This is a genomic window from Carnobacterium sp. FSL E2-0243 (assembly GCF_038003605.1).
Classification (GTDB): Bacteria; Bacillota; Bacilli; order Lactobacillales; family Carnobacteriaceae; genus Carnobacterium; species Carnobacterium maltaromaticum.
In genome coordinates, this window is record NZ_JBBOPM010000001.1 from 307,310 (window position 1) to 327,086 (window position 19,777).

General features: G+C 38.2%; 16 protein-coding genes, 10 tRNA genes, 2 rRNA genes and 1 other RNA gene. 26 read left to right on the forward strand and 3 right to left on the reverse strand.

Annotated elements, in window-relative coordinates; translation table 11 throughout:
- The first annotated feature begins 20 nt into the window (after positions 1 to 20).
- The 15 genes from MHI00_RS01420 (at position 21) to MHI00_RS01490 (ending at position 8,327) form a co-directional block, all read left to right on the forward strand.
- A tRNA-Ile gene (locus tag MHI00_RS01420) sits at positions 21 to 94 on the forward strand.
- Between the two features lie 36 nt (positions 95 to 130).
- Positions 131 to 203: transfer RNA gene (locus MHI00_RS01425), tRNA-Ala, on the forward strand.
- A gap of 311 nt (positions 204 to 514) precedes the next feature.
- Positions 515 to 3,436 (forward strand): 23S ribosomal RNA (locus MHI00_RS01430).
- Between the two features lie 256 nt (positions 3,437 to 3,692).
- A 5S ribosomal RNA gene (gene rrf / locus MHI00_RS01435) occupies positions 3,693 to 3,808 on the forward strand.
- A 37-nt stretch (positions 3,809 to 3,845) separates the two neighbouring features.
- Positions 3,846 to 3,921 (forward strand) — tRNA-Val (locus MHI00_RS01440).
- Position 3,922: 1 nt separating this feature from the next.
- A tRNA-Lys gene (locus tag MHI00_RS01445) sits at positions 3,923 to 3,995 on the forward strand.
- A 42-nt stretch (positions 3,996 to 4,037) separates the two neighbouring features.
- Positions 4,038 to 4,122: transfer RNA gene (locus MHI00_RS01450), tRNA-Leu, on the forward strand.
- 18 nt (positions 4,123 to 4,140) lie between these two features.
- Positions 4,141 to 4,216, forward strand: a tRNA-Thr gene (locus MHI00_RS01455).
- Positions 4,217 to 4,252: 36 nt separating this feature from the next.
- A tRNA-Gly gene (locus MHI00_RS01460) sits at positions 4,253 to 4,324 on the forward strand.
- Between the two features lie 54 nt (positions 4,325 to 4,378).
- A tRNA-Leu gene (locus MHI00_RS01465) sits at positions 4,379 to 4,467 on the forward strand.
- Between the two features lie 3 nt (positions 4,468 to 4,470).
- A tRNA-Arg gene (locus tag MHI00_RS01470) sits at positions 4,471 to 4,544 on the forward strand.
- 48 nt (positions 4,545 to 4,592) lie between these two features.
- A tRNA-Pro gene (locus MHI00_RS01475) sits at positions 4,593 to 4,666 on the forward strand.
- Positions 4,667 to 4,889: 223 nt separating this feature from the next.
- Positions 4,890 to 5,351 carry a CtsR family transcriptional regulator gene (locus MHI00_RS01480; protein WP_010049704.1) on the forward strand — a complete coding sequence of 154 codons (462 nt, stop codon included), beginning with the start codon at positions 4,890 to 4,892 and terminating at the stop codon, positions 5,349 to 5,351.
- A 30-nt stretch (positions 5,352 to 5,381) separates the two neighbouring features.
- Positions 5,382 to 7,874, forward strand: a complete 2,493-nt coding sequence (locus MHI00_RS01485) for an ATP-dependent Clp protease ATP-binding subunit (protein ID WP_187958636.1) — start codon at positions 5,382 to 5,384, stop codon at positions 7,872 to 7,874.
- Positions 7,875 to 7,976: 102 nt separating this feature from the next.
- Positions 7,977 to 8,327 carry a hypothetical protein gene (locus MHI00_RS01490; protein ID WP_010049709.1) on the forward strand — a complete coding sequence of 117 codons (351 nt, stop codon included), beginning with the start codon at positions 7,977 to 7,979 and terminating at the stop codon, positions 8,325 to 8,327.
- A 74-nt stretch (positions 8,328 to 8,401) separates the two neighbouring features.
- Here the strand turns inward: MHI00_RS01490 and MHI00_RS01495 are convergent, their stop codons facing one another.
- Positions 8,402 to 9,268: a helix-turn-helix domain-containing protein gene (locus MHI00_RS01495; RefSeq protein WP_010049713.1), complete on the reverse strand. Its 867-nt coding sequence runs from the start codon at positions 9,266 to 9,268 to the stop codon at positions 8,402 to 8,404.
- Positions 9,269 to 9,409: 141 nt separating this feature from the next.
- On the opposite strand from MHI00_RS01495, the gene tadA reads away from it, so the two are divergent.
- Entirely contained in the window at positions 9,410 to 9,931 is a 522-nt protein-coding gene (gene tadA / locus MHI00_RS01500; RefSeq protein WP_317946650.1) for a tRNA adenosine(34) deaminase TadA, read from the forward strand.
- A gap of 74 nt (positions 9,932 to 10,005) precedes the next feature.
- Here tadA and proC read toward each other — a convergent pair whose 3' ends face one another.
- The gene (proC, locus tag MHI00_RS01505) at positions 10,006 to 10,818 is read right to left on the reverse strand and encodes a pyrroline-5-carboxylate reductase (protein WP_341110420.1); all 813 of its coding nucleotides are present in this window, start codon (positions 10,816 to 10,818) and stop codon (positions 10,006 to 10,008) included.
- A 173-nt stretch (positions 10,819 to 10,991) separates the two neighbouring features.
- On the opposite strand from proC, the gene ffs reads away from it, so the two are divergent.
- Positions 10,992 to 11,078: signal recognition particle sRNA small type (gene ffs / locus MHI00_RS01510), an RNA gene on the forward strand.
- A 51-nt stretch (positions 11,079 to 11,129) separates the two neighbouring features.
- Here ffs and MHI00_RS01515 read toward each other — a convergent pair.
- On the reverse strand, positions 11,130 to 11,897 hold the full coding sequence (locus MHI00_RS01515) for a carbonic anhydrase (protein ID WP_341110423.1): 768 nt from the start codon (positions 11,895 to 11,897) through the stop codon (positions 11,130 to 11,132).
- 233 nt (positions 11,898 to 12,130) lie between these two features.
- Between MHI00_RS01515 and dnaX the strand changes: the two genes are divergently transcribed.
- From dnaX to MHI00_RS01560, 9 genes are all read left to right on the forward strand, one after another.
- Positions 12,131 to 14,017, forward strand: a complete 1,887-nt coding sequence (gene dnaX, locus MHI00_RS01520; RefSeq protein ID WP_229252167.1) for a DNA polymerase III subunit gamma/tau — start codon at positions 12,131 to 12,133, stop codon at positions 14,015 to 14,017.
- Positions 14,018 to 14,114: 97 nt separating this feature from the next.
- Positions 14,115 to 14,426, forward strand: a complete 312-nt coding sequence (locus MHI00_RS01525; protein ID WP_010053459.1) for a YbaB/EbfC family nucleoid-associated protein — start codon at positions 14,115 to 14,117, stop codon at positions 14,424 to 14,426.
- 104 nt (positions 14,427 to 14,530) lie between these two features.
- A complete protein-coding gene (gene recR / locus MHI00_RS01530) occupies positions 14,531 to 15,127 on the forward strand; it encodes a recombination mediator RecR (RefSeq protein ID WP_010053460.1) in 597 nt (198 codons plus the stop codon).
- Between the two features lie 16 nt (positions 15,128 to 15,143).
- Positions 15,144 to 15,374 (forward strand): YaaL family protein, encoded by a 231-nt coding sequence (locus tag MHI00_RS01535; protein ID WP_010053463.1) that lies wholly within the window; start codon positions 15,144 to 15,146, stop codon positions 15,372 to 15,374.
- A 101-nt stretch (positions 15,375 to 15,475) separates the two neighbouring features.
- Positions 15,476 to 16,921 carry an aminotransferase class I/II-fold pyridoxal phosphate-dependent enzyme gene (locus MHI00_RS01540; RefSeq protein ID WP_341110437.1) on the forward strand — a complete coding sequence of 482 codons (1,446 nt, stop codon included), beginning with the start codon at positions 15,476 to 15,478 and terminating at the stop codon, positions 16,919 to 16,921.
- A 9-nt stretch (positions 16,922 to 16,930) separates the two neighbouring features.
- Positions 16,931 to 18,265 carry a DUF1576 domain-containing protein gene (locus MHI00_RS01545; RefSeq protein ID WP_287429575.1) on the forward strand — a complete coding sequence of 445 codons (1,335 nt, stop codon included), beginning with the start codon at positions 16,931 to 16,933 and terminating at the stop codon, positions 18,263 to 18,265.
- On the forward strand, positions 18,262 to 18,606 hold the full coding sequence (locus tag MHI00_RS01550; protein WP_010053472.1) for a hypothetical protein: 345 nt from the start codon (positions 18,262 to 18,264) through the stop codon (positions 18,604 to 18,606). The genes MHI00_RS01545 and MHI00_RS01550 overlap by 4 nt, the downstream gene beginning before the upstream one ends.
- Before the next feature lie 91 nt (positions 18,607 to 18,697).
- A complete protein-coding gene (locus MHI00_RS01555; RefSeq protein WP_010053475.1) occupies positions 18,698 to 19,156 on the forward strand; it encodes a hypothetical protein in 459 nt (152 codons plus the stop codon).
- 129 nt (positions 19,157 to 19,285) lie between these two features.
- Positions 19,286 to 19,759, forward strand: a complete 474-nt coding sequence (locus MHI00_RS01560; protein ID WP_341110439.1) for a MarR family transcriptional regulator — start codon at positions 19,286 to 19,288, stop codon at positions 19,757 to 19,759.
- Positions 19,760 to 19,777: the final 18 nt, after the last annotated feature.

Consider the following 19,777-nt stretch of genomic DNA (forward strand, 5'->3'; position numbering starts at 1 on the left):
TTTTAGAGTCCTAATTTCCTGGGCCTATAGCTCAGCTGGTTAGAGCGCACGCCTGATAAGCGTGAGGTCGATGGTTCGAGTCCATTTAGGCCCATTGGATTATTTATTTTTAATTAAATACCCTTAATAAGGGGCCTTAGCTCAGCTGGGAGAGCGCCTGCCTTGCACGCAGGAGGTCAGCGGTTCGATCCCGCTAGGCTCCATTGTAATCTGATTGCAGATTACAGAATTTGTTCTTTGAAAACTGGATACTGTTTAAAAAGTAATTAAAGTAAGAAACCGAGAAAACACCGCGTTTTAAATGAGTTTTTTAATTAGTTCTTATCGTAAGATAATGAATAAAATCATTGACTAACATCATGAGATTCCTTCTGGAATACCATCGATAAAAATTTAGTTGTAGTGGTTTCTAATTCGAGGACATGAAGGGTTTGAGAAGCAGAGCGTACTAGCGTACGTGAGCATCGCAGAACACTAAATGGACGAAGAAGTAGGAAGCAATACAGATAAATTAGGTTAAGTTAATAAGGGCGCACGGTGGATGCCTTGGCACTAAGAGCCGATGAAGGACGGGACTAACTCCGATATGCTTTGGGGAGCTGTAAGTAAGCTTTGATCCAAAGATTTCCGAATGGGGGAACCCAGCATTTTTTATAGAATGTTACTGCTAGCTGAATACATAGGCTAGTAGAGGTAGACGCAGAGAACTGAAACATCTAAGTACCTGCAGGAAGAGAAAGAAAATTCGATTCCCTGAGTAGCGGCGAGCGAAACGGGAAGAGCCCAAACCAAAGAGCTTGCTCTTTGGGGTTGTAGGACACGACATTAAGAGTCATAAATGAGTTTTGTAGAAGAAGCGATCTGGAAAGGTCCGCCGAAGAGGGTAAAAGCCCCGTAATCGAAACAAAGTTCACTCTGTTGTGTATCCTGAGTACGGCGGAACACGAGAAATTCCGTCGGAATCCGCGGGGACCATCCCGCAAGGCTAAATACTCCTTAGTGACCGATAGTGAACCAGTACCGTGAGGGAAAGGTGAAAAGAACCCCGGAAGGGGAGTGAAAGAGCTCCTGAAACCGTGTGCTTACAAATAGTTAGAGCCCGTTAATGGGTGATAGCGTGCCTTTTGTAGAATGAACCGGCGAGTTACGATTACATGCGAGGTTAAGTTGATAAGACGGAGCCGTAGCGAAAGCGAGTCTGAATAGGGCGAATGAGTATGTGGTCGTAGACCCGAAACCAAGTGACCTACCCATGTCCAGGTTGAAGGTGCGGTAATACGCACTGGAGGACCGAACCCACGTATGTTGAAAAATGCGGGGATGAGGTGTGGGTAGCGGAGAAATTCCAATCGAACTTGGAGATAGCTGGTTCTCTCCGAAATAGCTTTAGGGCTAGCCTCGGAATTAAGAATCATGGAGGTAGAGCCACTGTTTGGACTAGGGGCCCTTCTAGGGTTACCGAATTCAGATAAACTCCGAATGCCATTGATTTATATCCGGGAGTCAGACTGCGAGTGATAAGATCCGTAGTCGAAAGGGAAACAGCCCAGACCACCAGCTAAGGTCCCAAAGTTACTATTAAGTGGAAAAGGATGTGGGGTTGCTTAGACAACTAGGATGTTGGCTCAGAAGCAGCCATCATTTAAAGAGTGCGTAATAGCTCACTAGTCGAGTGACCCTGCGCCGAAAATTTACCGGGGCTAAATAGTACACCGAAGCTGTGGATAGAACCTTAGGGTTCTATGGTAGGAGAGCGTTCTAAGGGCGTCGAAGCTAGACCGTGAGGACTAGTGGAGCGCTTAGAAGTGAGAATGCCGGTATGAGTAGCGAAAGACGGGTGAGAATCCCGTCCACCGTATGACTAAGGTTTCCTGGGGAAGGCTCGTCCTCCCAGGGTTAGTCGGGACCTAAGCCGAGGCCGATAGGCGTAGGCGATGGACAACAGGTTGATATTCCTGTACCAGTTTCTTTTGTTTGAACAATGGAGGGACGCAGGAGGCTAAGAAATGCGCACTGTTGGATATGTGCGTCTAAGCAATGAGTCTTGAGGTGAGTTAAATGCTTGCTTCTATACGGACAAGTTGTGATGGGGAGGGAAATTACAGTACCGAAGTTTCTGATGTCACACTGCCAAGAAAAGCTTCTAGTTAGAAAGAAATTGCCCGTACCGCAAACCGACACAGGTAGTCGAGGAGAGTATCCTAAGGTGTGCGAGAGAACTCTCGTTAAGGAACTCGGCAAAATGACCCCGTAACTTCGGGAGAAGGGGTGCTGATCGAAAGATCAGCCGCAGTGAATAGGCCCAAGCGACTGTTTATCAAAAACACAGGTCTCTGCAAAATCGAAAGATGACGTATAGGGGCTGACGCCTGCCCGGTGCTGGAAGGTTAAGAGGATTGGTTAGCTTCGGCGAAGCTAAGAATTGAAGCCCCAGTAAACGGCGGCCGTAACTATAACGGTCCTAAGGTAGCGAAATTCCTTGTCGGGTAAGTTCCGACCCGCACGAAAGGCGTAACGATTTGGGCACTGTCTCAACGAGAGACTCGGTGAAATTATAGTACCTGTGAAGATGCAGGTTACCCGCGACAGGACGGAAAGACCCCATGGAGCTTTACTGCAGTTTGATATTGAGTGTTTGTACAGCTTGTACAGGATAGGTAGGAGCCATAGAAGTCAGGACGCCAGTCTTGATGGAGGCATTGGTGGGATACTACCCTTGCTGTATGACCACTCTAACCCTAGCCACTAATCGTGGCTGGAGACAGTGTCAGACGGGCAGTTTGACTGGGGCGGTCGCCTCCTAAAGAGTAACGGAGGCGCCCAAAGGTTCCCTCAGAATGGTTGGAAATCATTCGTAGAGTGTAAAGGCAGAAGGGAGCTTGACTGCGAGACCTACAAGTCGAGCAGGGACGAAAGTCGGGCTTAGTGATCCGGTGGTTCCGCATGGAAGGGCCATCGCTCAACGGATAAAAGCTACCCTGGGGATAACAGGCTTATCTCCCCCAAGAGTCCACATCGACGGGGAGGTTTGGCACCTCGATGTCGGCTCATCGCATCCTGGGGCTGTAGTCGGTCCCAAGGGTTGGGCTGTTCGCCCATTAAAGCGGTACGCGAGCTGGGTTCAGAACGTCGTGAGACAGTTCGGTCCCTATCCGTCGCGGGCGCAGGAAATTTGAGAGGAGCTGTCCTTAGTACGAGAGGACCGGGATGGACACACCGCTGGTGTACCAGTTGTTCTGCCAAGAGCATCGCTGGGTAGCTATGTGTGGAAGGGATAAACGCTGAAAGCATCTAAGCGTGAAGCCCCCCTCGAGATGAGATTTCCCATCACGTAAGTGAGTAAGACCCCTGAGAGATGATCAGGTAGATAGGTTGGAAGTGGAAGTACAGCGATGTATGGAGCGGACCAATACTAATCGGTCGAGGACTTAACCAAGAAATAAACGGTGAAGAACGTTTCCAAAACAATTACTTTTTAAACAGTTCCAGTTTTGAGAGATCAAACTCTCTACAACTAAATAATTGAATCGCAGTTTAGTGTCGATGTAACCATCAACCTAAACAAGCATTTTTTAACAAATTGCAAGCTAATCAAGGATGTAACTGAGCGAACCCCGGAATGCACTAGTGTGCATGAGGAGTGGAGTAAAGGAAACAGACGCAGAGTAGCGCCGCAAGTTGTAAAAAAATTGTGTGGTGGCGATAGCGAAAAGGATACACCTGTTCCCATGCCGAACACAGCAGTTAAGCTTTTCAGCGCCGAGAGTAGTTGGGGGTTTCCCCCTGTGAGGGTAGGACGTTGCCACGCGGATTCAATACATTTAGTCAAAATATCCATTCATTTTGGGGGTTTAGCTCAGTTGGGAGAGCATCTGCCTTACAAGCAGAGGGTCAGCGGTTCGAGCCCGTTAACCCCCACCATGAGTCATTAGCTCAGTTGGTAGAGCATCTGACTTTTAATCAGAGGGTCGTAGGTTCGAATCCTACATGACTCATAACTAAACATTTTAAATGAATAGTTAGCTGCCCTTTTTTGCGCGGGTGTGGCGGAATTGGCAGACGCACTAGATTTAGGATCTAGCGTTGTAAGACGTGGGGGTTCAAGTCCCTTCACCCGCACCATAATTATTTTTTTATATAGCCGGCTTAGCTCAGTTGGTAGAGCATCTGATTTGTAATCAGAGGGTCGAGGGTTCAACTCCTTTAGCCGGCACCATTTTTATACTATTTCATTAAATAAAATATATGCGATGCGAAAGTAGTTCAGTGGTAGAACATCACCTTGCCAAGGTGGGGGTCGCGGGTTCGAACCCCGTCTTTCGCTTACTAGATTCGTCTAGCTTGCCCAGATTTCTTTGAAATCTGATCCACATTCCATGCCGGGGTGGCGGAACTGGCAGACGCACAGGACTTAAAATCCTGCGGTGAGTGATCACCGTGCCGGTTCGATTCCGGCCCTCGGCACCATTTGCACCCATAGCTCAATTGGATAGAGTACTTGACTACGAATCAAGCGGTTAGAGGTTCGACTCCTCTTGGGTGCATTTCTTTTTTTTTATAAAGAAAATAGGAACAATTACGATTCATACCCACGGGAAGTAGCTCAGCTTGGTAGAGCACTTGGTTTGGGACCAAGGGGTCGCAGGTTCGAATCCTGTCTTCCCGATAAAATGAACGATAAAAAATGATTTTAATTCCATTTTTGGAGTTAAAATCATTTTTTTTAATTGTAATTTTAGGAAATTAGCTGATCTGTGACATATTTTAACTGTTTTTTATAAAAATATTGTAGAAATAAGTAGACTTGCTTTTCAAATCTATTATTTTCTCGTATAATTAAAGTCAGTATTAGTCAAAATCTAATAAAATATTTTTAAAGGAGGAGACTCATGCAAAATCAAAATATGTCTGATATTATTGAGGCCTATTTGAAACAAGTTTTAACTGCCCATGAACAAATTGAAATTCGGCGTAGTGAAATGGCTAATCAATTTAATTGTGTGCCTTCTCAAATTAATTATGTAATTAACACGCGCTTTACCATCCAACAAGGTTATCTAGTTGAAAGTAAACGCGGTGGTGGTGGATACATTAGAATTATTAAAGTAAAATTATTAGACAAAGCAGAAATGCTCGATGCCATGATTCAAATTATTGGCGATAAAATTTCACAAAAAGATGCCTATTCAATTGTTCAAAAGTTATATGAAGATGATATGTTAACAAAACGTGAGGCAACTCTAATCCTTTCTGCAATGGAAAAACCAGTCTTAACTTTGTGTGGGAAATTAGAAAATGAATTGCGAGCTCAAATTTTAATTGCATTCTTAAATAATCTAAGATATGAGTAACTATTACGTTAAATGATGGAGGTACGATTTATGGATGAATTATTCACTGAAAAAGCTAAGCTAGTTTTAATACTTGCCCAAGAAGAGGCTAAAAATTTCCGTCATCATTCAGTTGGCACAGAGCATATTTTATTAGCTCTAGTTGTTGAACAAGATGGGATGGCTGGGAAAACATTACGACAATTTGCCGTAAACGAACAAGATGTCCGTGAAGAAATTGAACATTTCACAGGTTACGGCACCATGAAAAATGTTCCTAAAAATGCTTTGCTACCGTACTCTCCTCGTGCGAAACAAGTGATTACATTTGCAACCGATGAGGCTAGACGCTTGGGTGCACCTTTGGTTGGAACGGAGCATTTGTTATTAGGTTTATTACGCGAAGAAGAAATCCTTTCTTCAAAAATTTTAAGTAATCTAGATGTTAGTTTAAATAAAACGCGCCAACTATTATTGAAGAAAATCGGTGTCTCCGACGTTAACGGGACTAAAGGAGCAAGACGCGGTCGTCAATCACCTAAACAAGCAACAGGTGGAACTCCTACGTTAGATTCATTAGCACGAGATTTAACAGCACTTGCTAAAGAGGGTAAAATGGATCCAGTTGTGGGTCGGCATAAAGAAGTTCACCGCTTAATTCAAGTTTTGAGCCGCCGAACTAAAAATAATCCAGTTTTAGTAGGTGAACCAGGAGTTGGTAAAACAGCTATTGCAGAAGGTTTAGCGCAAAAGATTATCAATGGTGAAGTACCCAAAGATATGGCTAAAAAACGTTTGATGATGCTAGATATGGGATCTATGGTAGCTGGTACTAAGTATCGTGGTGAATTTGAAGATAGAATGAAAAAAGTTATTGAAGAAATCTATCAAGATGGCCAAGTCATTTTATTTATTGATGAATTACACACCCTAATTGGTGCAGGTGGAGCTGAAGGCGCTATTGATGCTTCAAACATTCTAAAACCTGCCTTAGCCCGTGGTGAGTTACAAACCATTGGTGCTACGACTTTAGATGAATATCAAAAATATATTGAAAAAGATGCTGCATTAGAAAGACGTTTTGCGCCTATTACTGTTGATGAACCAACTCCGGAAGAGGCTGAGGAAATTCTTTTAGGTCTTCGTTCACGGTATGAGGAACATCATGGTGTGGAAATTACAGACGAAGCTATCCATGCTGCTGTCCAATTTTCAACTCGCTACATTACATCTCGACAATTGCCAGATAAAGCAATTGATTTAATTGATGAATCAGCTGCTAAAGTTCGGTTAGATGTTTCTGATAAACCAACTCCAGTTGCTGTAGCAGTTGCAGAATTAGATCAACTTGTAAATGATAAAGAACTGGCTATTCAAATGCAAGATTTTGAAAAAGCTGCCGCTATTCGGACGAAAGAAATGCGTCAAAAGAAAAAAATAGAAACCTTGATTGTCAAAGAAGGAAAACAACATTCTGCATCCAAATTACAAGTAACCGAGTTTGATGTTGCTGAGGTTGTCTCTCTTTGGACTGGAATTCCAGTGCAACAAATGGAACAAAAAGAAAGTGAACGTTTACTGAATTTAGAAAAAGTATTGCATAGTCGGGTTGTTGGACAAGAAGATGCTGTAAGTGCAGTGTCTAGAGCAATGAGACGTGCTAGAAGCGGTTTGAAAGATCCTAACAGACCAATAGGCTCATTTATGTTTTTAGGACCTACAGGTGTAGGGAAAACGGAATTAGCCAAAGCTTTAGCTGAATCAATGTTTGGCAGTGAAGATGCGTTGATTCGTGTAGATATGTCTGAATACATGGAAAAATATAGTACAAGTCGTTTAATAGGTTCCCCACCAGGCTATGTTGGATATGATGAAGGTGGACAATTGACTGAAAAAATTCGTCAAAAACCATATTCAGTTGTTCTATTGGATGAAGTTGAAAAAGCTCATCCAGATGTCTTTAACATTCTGTTACAGGTTCTAGATGATGGACATTTAACAGATGCTAAGGGTCGCAAAGTCGATTTTAAAAATACAATTTTAATTATGACTTCAAACCTTGGCGCAACATCATTAAGAGATGAAAAATCAGTTGGATTTAGTACGAAAGATACGAAAAAAGATCATAAAGCAATGGAAAAACGTATTCTGGAAGAATTGAAAAATACGTTTAGACCTGAATTTATTAATCGAATTGATGAAACTATTGTTTTCCACAGTTTAGAAAAAAATGAATTAAATGAAATTGTTAAGCTGATGGCAGCAATTATTGTCAAACGCCTAAAAGATCTAGATATCCATGTGAAAATTACTCCAGCAGCTATTGAAGTAATTGCTAAAGCTGGATTTGATCCAGAGTATGGAGCTCGTCCATTACGTAGAGCCTTACAAAAAGAAGTTGAAGATCGTTTGAGTGAAGAATTACTAAATAAAACAGTTAAAATTGGAGACCATGTGACAATTGGTGCTGCTAAAGGTAAAATTAACATTCAAGTTAAAGAATTGAAAAAAAAAGCAAAACCTGAGACAGTTGAAGTGAAATAAAGTTTAACTTCTTAAGCAAAATTGTTTTTATTAGGGAATTTTTTTAAACTATGTTACTATAAAAGAGTAGATTGTTATTAATTTGAAGGGAATGTGAATAGAATGAAAAACGCAACTAAAGGATTATTAATTGGATTAGGAGCTACAGTCGTTGTTGGAACAATTATCGTTTCATCATCAGAAAAAGCTGTTAAGAAGATCGAAAGTTTTATGAACCGCAAACGTGCGAAAGATTTTATTAAAGAAAAGTTAAATGGTAACAATGATGCATTAGAAGTTGTTGACCATTTATCTGACGAAGAAATTACAAACCTGCTACAAATTGTGGATAAAGTTAATAGCTTAAAAGGACGTATTAACGTGTATGGGGATAACTTGAAAGATGCTGCTGAAGAATTCAAAAGCACATTACATGGTTACAAAGATACCGTTAAAGAAAAGTTTGAAAATTAATTAAAAAAAGCATCAGCTCCTAAGTTATTGGAGTCTGGTGCTTTTTTTTGCAAAATTTGTGGATAACTAAAATATTAAAGTAATAAAAGGTAGCACAACATTAAATCGTCTTTATCTTTTAAAGAAAAGCCAGTTGCTTCATTGAACCGATCTATACGATATTGCAAGGTATTTCTATGCACATAGAGGCTTTTGGCAGCCATTGAAATATTCCCTTGCGTTTCCCAAAGGGCTTTGACTAATTCTCTCCACTCCGCTTGATCAGAGAATATTTTCTTGAGTTCACTAAGTAATTCGCTCTCTTCCAGAGCAGATTTGATATAGTGGGAAAGGGCTAGTTGAGATAAAGAGAGGACTGCTAAACCTTTATTTTGCCCTTTTTGTTTTTGAAAAATGGTATACTCTTCATTAAATAAACTTGGAAAAGATGGAGTTATAGTCCAATATTGCCCAATATAGCAAATGGATTTTATAGAAAAATCATCTTCTAAGGCTTGAAGGACGCCTACTATTTCTTTAGTACTTAGTTCAGTTTTTTGCTTTTCTTCGATGATAATTCCGTAATTTTCACTAATGAAAAAGGCATCTTCACAGCCTTCAAAAATATTTTGAAAAGCTTCTAACCAAGAAGTAGCGTTTTCATTTTGAGAAGGATGAACAATTTCAAATTGAATCACTCGATAGTCACCGTGCTTAGTTGTGGATATCTGTTTATTTTCCCATAAAAATTGATACCAAAAGTGTGTATTGAGCGAGTTAGCCGCTGTTTCAGAATACTTAAACAGTTGATTAAGTAGTTTTATTTCGGATGTGGATAAGTCTTGGCTTTCAATTTGTATCCATTGATTAGAGTAGGGAAAATTTAAGAGCGCTGTATCAAGCTGACGAGTATCGGATAATTTAGCGGTTGGATAGATTGTTTTAAGTTGTTGGAAATCCAATTAAATCGCCCCTTTCGTATAGTCATCTCTATAGACAAAACACGAATTAAAGTCTTAAGAGTTGTCTTTATTTTACCATTAATTGACAAAAAAAGAAGCTGAATATGGTATGATATAGAAAAATAAAGAAGGAATTGACTAATGTATACACATGTGGAAAAAGAAAAATTTATGCGAGAAGCTATCGTAGAAGCTAAAAAAGCTGGGGATAAGTTGGAAGTACCGATTGGAGCAGTCATCGTTTTAGATGGAAAAATCATTGCTAGAGGTCATAATCGTCGTGAAGAAACGAACGATGCAACAACCCATGCTGAAATGATTGCTATTCGAGAAGCAAATCAGGTAATGGAGAGTTGGCGCTTAGAGGAGGCTAGTTTGTTCGTGACTTTGGAGCCTTGCCCAATGTGTAGTGGCGCGCTTATTATGTCTCGAATGAAGGCCGTTTATTATGGAGCAGCAGATCCTAAAGGTGGAACAGCAGGAACTCTATTAAACTTATTAACAGATACTCGATTTAATCATCAAGTTGCTGTGGAAAAAGGAATCTTAGAAGAAGAATGTGGAAAACTCCTAAGTGATTTTTTCAGAGAATTGCGAAAAAGGAAAAAAATAGAAAAAACAAAACAAAAAATAGCGACAGATGAAATAAATACCACAAAATAGCTGTGGATAAACGATAAATTAAAAAAGATGCCCACAGACTTAGAAGAATTTATTCTAAGTCTGTGGGTAACTTTTTAGTCGTTCATTAACTCGTGATCTCTTTTTATTGTCGCATCCACACCCTTAATGACTGTTGATATAAATGCTTCGTCTTCGAGGGCAACCAGTCCAGCAACAGTTGTCCCACCTGGAGACGAAACTTGATCAATTAGATCCCAAGGAGATTTGTCGCTGGCTAAAAGCATTTCGGCACTGCCAAGGACTGCTTGAGTTGCAATTTTAGTGGCTAAATTTTTTGGCATCCCATTTTTAACGGCTCCTCGAGCAAGTGAGTCGATAAATAAAAATGTATAAGCTGGCGAACTCCCTGCGATAGCAGTAAAGGTACTGAAATGATGCTCCTCTAGTTCAATCGCTATCCCAATTGAATTAAATAAATCTAAAACGAAGCTAATTTGTTGTTTTGAAGCAAATTGATTACTGCATACTGCTGCCATCCCTTTACCAATCAACGCATTTAAATTTGGCATTACACGGATGATAGGATGTTTTTGCATAGATTCAAGAGTGTCTTCAAGGGAAGCAATCGTTGTGCCTGCTGCTATCGATACCAACAAAGGTTGATGTTTTAAAAATGTCGTGTGCAGTTCTTTTAAAACTGTAGGAATTACTCCTGGCTTAACAGCTAAAACAAGCACATCCACAGATTCTGCAAGTTTTTGACTAGAAGTACAAGGGTGTGTATTTGTTTCAATAGCAAAACTAGTGGTCTTATCTGAATCCCTATTAAAGACAAAAATATTTTCATTAGGTAATTGTTTGCTTTCAATGATGCCTTTAATAATGGCTCGTGCCATATTTCCTGTTCCAATAAAGCCTATTTTCATCATATCACTCCTTGGTTAGTAGTTGTATTCAAACTAACTTTTATTTTACCACATTTTAATCAGCATGCGTTGGCTACGGCTATTTTTAGAGGTTGACTTATTTAGCTCCATTTTTATTGAAAAAAAGACTAGCTTTTATTATAGATGTACGGTAGAATAGAAATTGCCGCAAGGCCGTATGGCAATGGTGAGTCTACGAATCGTGTCAGATCCGGAAGGAAGCAGCACTAAGTTGATTTCGCCATGTGCTGTATGTACATAGAGAAAAAAGAATCTAATCAATTTGATTAGATTCTTTTTTCTTAAATTTTTTATTGATTCTCGTGTTTTAGAATTATACGCTCATTTAATGGCTGGATTTCACGATTGTTTCCATCGTAATAGGTGTTAAATGTTTTTAATTGTTCTTTAGAAACTTCTACAGGATGCTCCATCACGTACCATTCAACATTTTCACTTAGCGGTGGAGTTGTTAGTGAACCTAAATAATGATAGTAGCTAAAGTCAGTTGGGAAAAGTTGACTAGTATTAATTGGATCAGAAACGGTAGCTTTTTCACCTTTTTTAATATTTTGTAAAATGGTTTCAAAAGCTGGATTGGCTTGACCTTCTTTGAATAAAACGGCTAGTACCGCTAAGCGACCGTTTTGAGCTTTATTAACAAAGTGTGCTTCAAGTGGAAAATATTCTGAGTTGATGGTATGTTCACTTTTAGCATGAAAATGGAATTGGTTTAAATCAAAATTCCGTCCATTAATGACTGCCGTACCAGTGTCATCAATTTGGATACTATGTCCATTATCAACTTCGTCAATTACAAGATCATTGTAGTTGATGGTGATTTCTCCAGCATCTACCATGGGAACGGCAGTGCTAGTTTCGATATTTATTGGCGACTGAGCATCACCAACTTCAAAATCCCACTCTGCTTGATTTTTGTAATCCAAATGTTCTTCTTTTTTTTCAGACTTGTTTTCTATGTTGGAACTTTCTACAGAAGCTCCTTTTTGTGGTCCACAACTAGCTAATACTAAGAGACTCATAAAGAGTACCCCAACTAAAATTTTTTTGTTTTTCATCATTTTCTTCTCCTTCTATAAGTAATAGCTAAATGATACCATGAAATAAATTTAAAAACTGTGTTTATTTTTTTGAAAATTGGGGTAAAAATATGTAATTTTTTTGATTCAATAGGAATATGTATACGAGAAGAGACCAGATTAAAATTAAATGGCTCTTTCCTAATGAAATATAAGCCTAAATAAAGTATAATAATAGGTAGAAACTATATGAACAAGAAAGAGGGAAATAGATGAGTTATCAAGCACTTTATCGGGTATGGCGCCCTCAACGTTTTCAAGATATTGCTGGTCAACAAGCAATTACACAGACTCTTAGAAATGCTTTGATACAAGGCAAATCTAGTCATGCTTATCTATTCACCGGTCCACGTGGAACTGGTAAAACCAGTGCCGCTAAGATTTTTGCAAAGGCGATTAATTGTCAGTTTTTAGAAGATGGCGAACCTTGTAATGAATGTGAGACGTGTAAAGCCATTACATCTGGTCAATTAAACGACGTTATTGAAATTGATGCAGCAAGTAATAATGGTGTTGAGGAAATACGTGATATTCGAGATAAGGCTAAGTATGCTCCTACAAGCGCGGACTATAAAGTCTACATCATTGATGAAGTTCATATGTTATCAACAGGTGCATTTAACGCGCTATTAAAAACATTAGAAGAACCTCCTAAAAATGTTATTTTTATTTTAGCTACGACAGAACCACATAAAATTCCATTAACAATTATCTCACGAACACAGCGTTTTGATTTTAAACGTATTTCGGTGAAAGATATTTGTGCGCGCATGGTTTATATTTTAAATCAAGAAAAAATTGGATTTGAAGATGCAGCATTGCCTGTGATTGCTAGAGTCGCTGAAGGTGGCATGCGGGACGCATTAAGTATTTTAGACCAAGTTATTTCTTACGGAGATGATATGGTGACAGTAGCGAATGCCATGAGTGTTACAGGTAGTTTGACGCAAGAATTACTACTAAGTTACTTTGATGCTATTGTAATGAATAATACTGAAAAAGGACTGTCTATCCTCCAAAGTATTTTAGCTGAAGGTAAAGATGCTGCTCGTTTTGTAGAAGACTTAATTCTATTCAGTCGAGATTTGCTTGTCTATCAACAAGCTCCAGAAATGCTTGATTTATTAGAAGAAGCAAGTGCCGATAATGGATTCAAAGAGTTAAGCCAAAAAATTCCTGCTAAAACGTTGTATAGTGTCATTACGATTTTAAATGAAACGCAAGGAGAGATGCGTTTTAGTAATCATCCGGATATCTATTTGGAAGTAGCGACTGTTAAAATGACCCAGCTTCGGAATGAAGCACCAGCTGTAATTAAGGAAGTACCAACTCAACAAGTAGATCGAGTACAAGAGTCTTCTGGGAATGCCAATACTGCTTATTTAGAATCAGAATTGGCAGCATTGAAGAAGCAACTCCAAGAAATGAAAGAGCAAGGTTTTTCTGGTGGAGCATCTAAGACAGCTCCTGCTAAAGTTCAGAAAAAAGTTGTTGGTGGACAGTTCAAACCGAATACTACCGGAATTTATAGTGTGCTAAAAGAAGCAACTAAAGATAATTTAGTCCAACTCCGTGATCTATGGCCTGATTTATTGAACATGCTTTCTGTTACACAACGGGCGATTATGAAGGCTTCTACACCAGTAGCAGCAAGTCCAAACGGTTTGATTGTTTCATTTGAATATGATATTTTATGTCAAAAAGCAACCAACGATACTGAATTAATTGAAGCAGTCAGTGAATATATGCGTCGTTTAATCGGGCATACACCTAAAATGATTTGTGTACCAAGTGAACAATGGCCAACTATCAGAACGCAGTATTTAAGTCAAAATAAACCAGATACAGTTACACAAAATAAGAGTGAAGGTTCAAAAAATTCGATTCAAGCTAATCAAGCAGCAGGAGATAATCAACAGCAAAATGTGCCTACGAACCATCAAGTTAGTCAAGAGACAGAGCAACGAGTCGAAGCTTCACCATTTGATGGACTTGATGATTTAGCTCCACCACCAGATGAGTCCAAAACCGATAATTCAGTTGTAAGCGAAGCCTTAGAGCTATTTGGTGAATCAATTGTTGAAGTTGTGAATGATTAAAAAGTTTTTTTATTCTTAAGAACTAGCAATAAAAGTGACTTTAACGAGATTTTTCGTTAAAATAAGATATACTAACCAATGAGAGGAAGATTTTAAGATGCGTGGAATGGGAAATATGCAAGGTATGATGAAACAAATGCAAAAAATGCAAAAAGAAATGGCTGAAACTCAAGAGGCCCTAAATGAAAAAGAATTTATTGGTTCAGCAAGTAGCGATTTAGTTACTGTAACAATGACTGGCGATAAAAAAATGAAAGATATTGTGATTAAACCAGAAGCAGTTGATCCAGATGATATTGATATGTTGCAAGATTTAATTTTAATGGCAACAAATATAGCTTTAGATAAAGTCGATAATGAAACACAAGCAACAATGGGTAAATTCACTAAAGGAATCCCAGGCTTCTAATTAAATAATTCGAGAGGTAATCTTTGAATTATTTAGATAAAAAGATTAAGCTGGGGCTTTTTGTCCCAGCTTTCTTTTGACTAAATGAATGTGAGGAAAAGAAAATGCATTATCCAGAACCCATTTCAAAATTAATTGATAGTTATCAAAAATTACCAGGTATTGGTGCAAAAACAGCGGCTCGTTTAGCTTTTTTCACCATTGATATGAAGGAAGAAGATGTGACGGATTTTGCGAAAGCGTTGATTAGCGCCAAGCGCGACTTACATTATTGTTCGATTTGCGGAAATATTACAGAAGAAGATCCTTGTGAGATTTGTAAGGATACGACTCGTGACCGTAGTGTTGTACTAGTTGTAGAAGATCCTAAAGATGTTATTTCTTTAGAAAAAATGCGAGAATATCACGGTTTATATCATGTTTTACATGGCGTTTTATCACCTATTGAAGGGACAGGTCCGGAAGATATTAATATTCCTAGCTTGATTAAACGATTGCAATCTGATGAAATTAATGAAGTCATTATCGCCACTAATGCGACTGCTGAAGGCGAAGCAACAGCGATGTATTTATCTCGTTTAATTAAACCAGCTGGAATTAAGGTTACACGTCTAGCCCATGGTCTTTCAGTGGGAAGCGATATTGAATACGCAGATGAAATTACATTACTTAAAGCAGTTGAAGGGCGTAGAGAACTTTAAGAAGGTGGGGATGAAAATGTTATTTGGAAAAAATAAAAAAGGCTTATTAAGAAAAGAATACGATGAATCCTTACTTGAGTTAATGTATAAAACAAAAGATGAGTGGGAGTATAAAAAAGATATTGAAGATTCTGTTTTTGACAAAGACGGTCTTTTGTTTGCTCAAACAAAATTAGCTGAAGCTAAGTATTTTTATCTATTTAAAGAAGCTCGGATTAGAAAATTAAAAAGTACTAAAGTAAGATAAACATGAGAGTAAAGTTCAGAAGAATAGCGAGTGCCTTCTGGACTGAGTCTAGAAAATCCAGTTCTCATGTTTTGATGATAGAAAGAATGGAGGCCAGGGTGATGGGAGAGAAAAAAAACTTCGATCAGAAACAGCGGCCTCTTTTTGACGCCTTAAAAAAACACCACAAACAGGAAAAAATTTCTTTTCATGTGCCAGGACATAAAAATGGATTAAACTGGCTAGAGGATATGGCGGCATTCAGAGGTATTCTACCGTTTGATCAAACGGAAGTGACGGGGTTAGACTATTTACATGAAGCAGAAGGAGCAATTAAAAAGAGTCAAGATTTGTTAACGAACTTCTATCAGAGTCAACAAAGTTATTATTTAGTTAATGGCTCAACTGTTGGGAACTTAGCTATGATTTTAGGCACAACGCAAAAAGGTGACCGAGTATTTGTTGATCGTAATGTCCATCAATCAATTATTCATGGTTTGGAGTTAAATGAATTACGTCCTATTTTTTTAGCGCCTGAAATCGAGTCTAAACATCAATCACCAGTAGGTATCTCACTTGCCACTTTACAAAAAGCTTTATTGGCCTATCCAGAAGTAAAAGCGTTGATTTTGACGTATCCAACGTATGCAGGAGCTATTTATCCAATTGAAGAGCTACTTGATTTAGCCAAAGCACATAATTGTTTAACTTTAGTTGACGAAGCTCATGGCGCGCATTTTATATTAGGAGAACAAAACGCCAGCTTTCCAAAGTCAGCCTTATTTTTGGGAGCTGATATTGTAGTACAATCAGCACATAAAATGTTGCCAGCATTAACCCAATCGGCTTATTTGCATATTGGGAATAATCTTACTGAGGAACAAAAGAGTAAAGTGGAGCATTATTTACATATGCTTCAGTCTAGTAGTCCTTCGTACTTACTTATGCTATCTTTGGAATATGCACGTTGGTTTTTAGCCAGTTTAACAGCAGCTGATTTGGAGGCCAGTCTTGTACTTGTAAAAAATTGGAAATGTTTTTTTGAAGAGCAAGGATTGAATGCTGAAATAAGTGCAGATCCTCTTAAATTAATTTTGAGGTATCAAGGGTTGACCGGAATAGAATTAGGAAAAAAACTAGAGAAATCTGGTTTATTTCCAGAACTAGTAGATCATGAAAAAATCGTTCTAAATTTCCCGCTAATAAAAGAGAACCAAGATTTGGGTGCTTTTTCAGAGTTTGATAAGTGTCAGTTAGGTTTAGAAAAGAGTAGCGAGAAAAGAAATAATTTTATTGTGAATGGTCATTATTCAAGACTGAGTGAACTAGAGTTAACCTATGCTGCGCAAGTGGGATTGACGTTTGAGAAAATAATGTGGCGAACAAGTATCGGCCGAATAGCAGCAGAGAATATTACGCCTTATCCACCAGGAGTTCCTTTAGCGTTAAAGGGTGAAAAAATTCAACAAGAGCATATCACTCAGTTAGCAGGTTGGTTGAGCCAAGGAGCAAGAGTGGTTGGATTAACAGAGCAAGGTGAAATACAGGTTTATTTGGAAGAAAAATAGGAGGAAGATATGAAAGGAAAGTTAGAAAAAAAGAATAGTGAAACTACATTGGAAGTAACTAGGGATGAAGTTACTAACAAGGTAATGCAACCACAAATAACTGAAGATAGTAAGTACTATTTATTAGTCAGCTTCAGCTTAGCGTTAATGGCAATTGCTTTTTTGTTCCAATCGCCTATCGAAATTTTTGATGGAATGAAAGTGATTATGAGATCATCAGGGAAACTGTTAACAGATTATATGGAACTGACGTCAATTGGGGCAGCTTTTTTTAATAGTGGATTGTTAACGTTATTGAGCGTTTTGATGGTGCGTTCCCAAAAAATCACGATTTCAGGACCGTTAGTGGCAGGGATTTTGACTGTCTGTGGTTTCTCTTTATTTGGGAAAAATTTATTTAACTCAATTCCAATCACATTAGGGGTTATGTTATATGCCAAGTTCGAGCGGCGTCCATTTTCACACTTTGTTTTAATTAGTTTATTTGGAACAGCATTGGGACCTGTAGTTAGTGAGTTTGCTTTTGGAATGGGATTAGAGCCTTGGAAAGGAATTGCTTTAGGCTATTTAATTGGGATTGGCATAGGTCTAATTTTGCCGCCTTTATCGAGCCATTTTTTAAGCTTTCACAAAGGATTCAGTTTATATAATATCGGGTTTACTTCTGGCATTATTGGTATGTTTATTACAGCTATTAGCCGCATGTTTGGTCATGAAATTGAGAGTGTCTCAATCCTTTCTAGTGGAAACAATCTGAGTTTATCAATCGTAATTATTGGTTTTTGTTTTGTTTTTTTTGGATTGGGTTTCTACTATAACGGTATGAGTATTGGTGGTTATCCCAAGTTGTTGAAACATTCTGGAAAGTTGGTTACTGATTTTTTCTTACTAGAAGGATTTGGGACAACATTAATCAATATGGGTTTGCAAGGAATTGTAGCAACATCTTATGTTTTGTTAGTTGGTGGAGAGCTAAATGGGCCAGTTATTGGTGGAATTCTAACAATTATGGGATTTAGTGCTTTCGGGAAACATCCGCGTAATAGCATCCCAATTTTTATTGGCGTTTATTTAGCCGCAATTTTTAATATTTACCAACCTAATTCAACAAATGCTTTATTAGCAGCTTTATTTGGAACAACATTAGCTCCGATTAGTGGTTACTATGGCAGCTTTGCAGGAGTCGTAGCAGGCTTTTTGCATATGGCATTAGTGATGAATATCGGCTATTTGCATGGTGGTATGAATTTATATAATAATGGTTTTTCTGGTGGCTTTACAGCCGCAATTTTGGTTCCAATTTATGATGCTATCTTAAATTTAAAAAAGGAGAAAAAAGCATGAATGAAGAGCGAGAAACAGCGCAAAAAATTTTGCAGGAATTAGTAGGGTACTTTTTGGAAAACGGCTGCGAAGAAACCCAAATGAATTTAACAGTAAATGGAGAAGGCATTTGGTTAGAGTTAGAAGGACTTGTCCCGCGCAAACCTGGTAATCTAGAAAATTTAAAAACATTATTGGAAGTAAAAAGGCAACCAGAAATGGATGACTACTACGAACATTTAATGGGCATGCACAGGGAACAAGAGGATTATAGCTTAGTGGGAATGTTAGTAGACTCAGCTGAAATTACCTGCCAAGAAGGTTTATTAAATATTCGCATTTACCGTGAAAATTTATATTAAGTTGGTGGGTTCAAAAGAAATTTTTTTTAATGAGTAATTCCAAGAGAATCCTGTTATAATTGGAACAGGTAACTAGGGAAAGGATGATATAATGTTATCATTTGAAGAAAAAAAAGCAATTTTTGATGAATATGATGAATTAACGGTACATGAAGTTTCGATGGAACGCTTAAATTACCATTTTGAAGATAGTGCAGTTGCAAAAACGATAGTTGTTAAGTTTCTACATCCTAAAAGCGGTAATGCCTTTATTTATGCAGGGTATTTACCTGATGAGGACACTAATAAAGGGTATATTTCGATTCGTGATGAAGACGCGGGAACTATTCATAAGTATGTTCAACAAGCCATTGAATATTTGAAAAAAACAGAAGATGGTTATGAAGAAGGCTACGAAGAAGAGTGGCATGATGATCACAATGATCAATTGACATTGAAATATGGCAATGGCATGTGGTCAATTTATATGTCACATGGTGGTTTAGAAGCAATTTTTAAAACCAAAGAAGCAGCAGAAGGCTATTTAGCTGACGAAGGGTTTTCTTATTAATTAAAGGTTAAAGGCAGATTGCACCTGATATAGTAGGTGCAATCTGTCTTTATTTATTGTCTGATTTTCTATTGTTGAAATGGAAACAATAGTTAATTATAATAGAGTAATGAAGTAGGAGGTGTGCTCATGAATAAAGAAGAACAAATTAAAGTAGGATTTAGAGAGTTATATGATAAAATGAGCTGGTTAAATCGAAGGAAGATGGAAGACAGTTTGAAAGGCTATACGTCCTCTGAAGTTCATTGTATGGAGTACATCGAAAAAAATAAAGACTCTAATGTGACTAAATTAGCTGACTCTTTTTATATGACGAGAGGTGCTATCAGCAAGCTAACGAAGAAGCTGATAAAAAAAGAGCTGATTGAGAGCTATCAAAAGTCCGATAATAAGAAAGAAATTTACTTTAGGCTGACAGAAAAAGGGCGAGAAGCATATGATATTCATGAAAAGTTGCATAATGAATTCAGCGAACGAGATAAAGTTGTTTTTGAGCAGGTAACTGATGAACAATTTAATAGCATGCTACAGTTTGTCGAATTGTACAGTCAGCATCTAGATAAAGAAATAAAGAAAGTAACGCTGAATACTAAATCAGAATAAAAGAATACAGCCCAATTT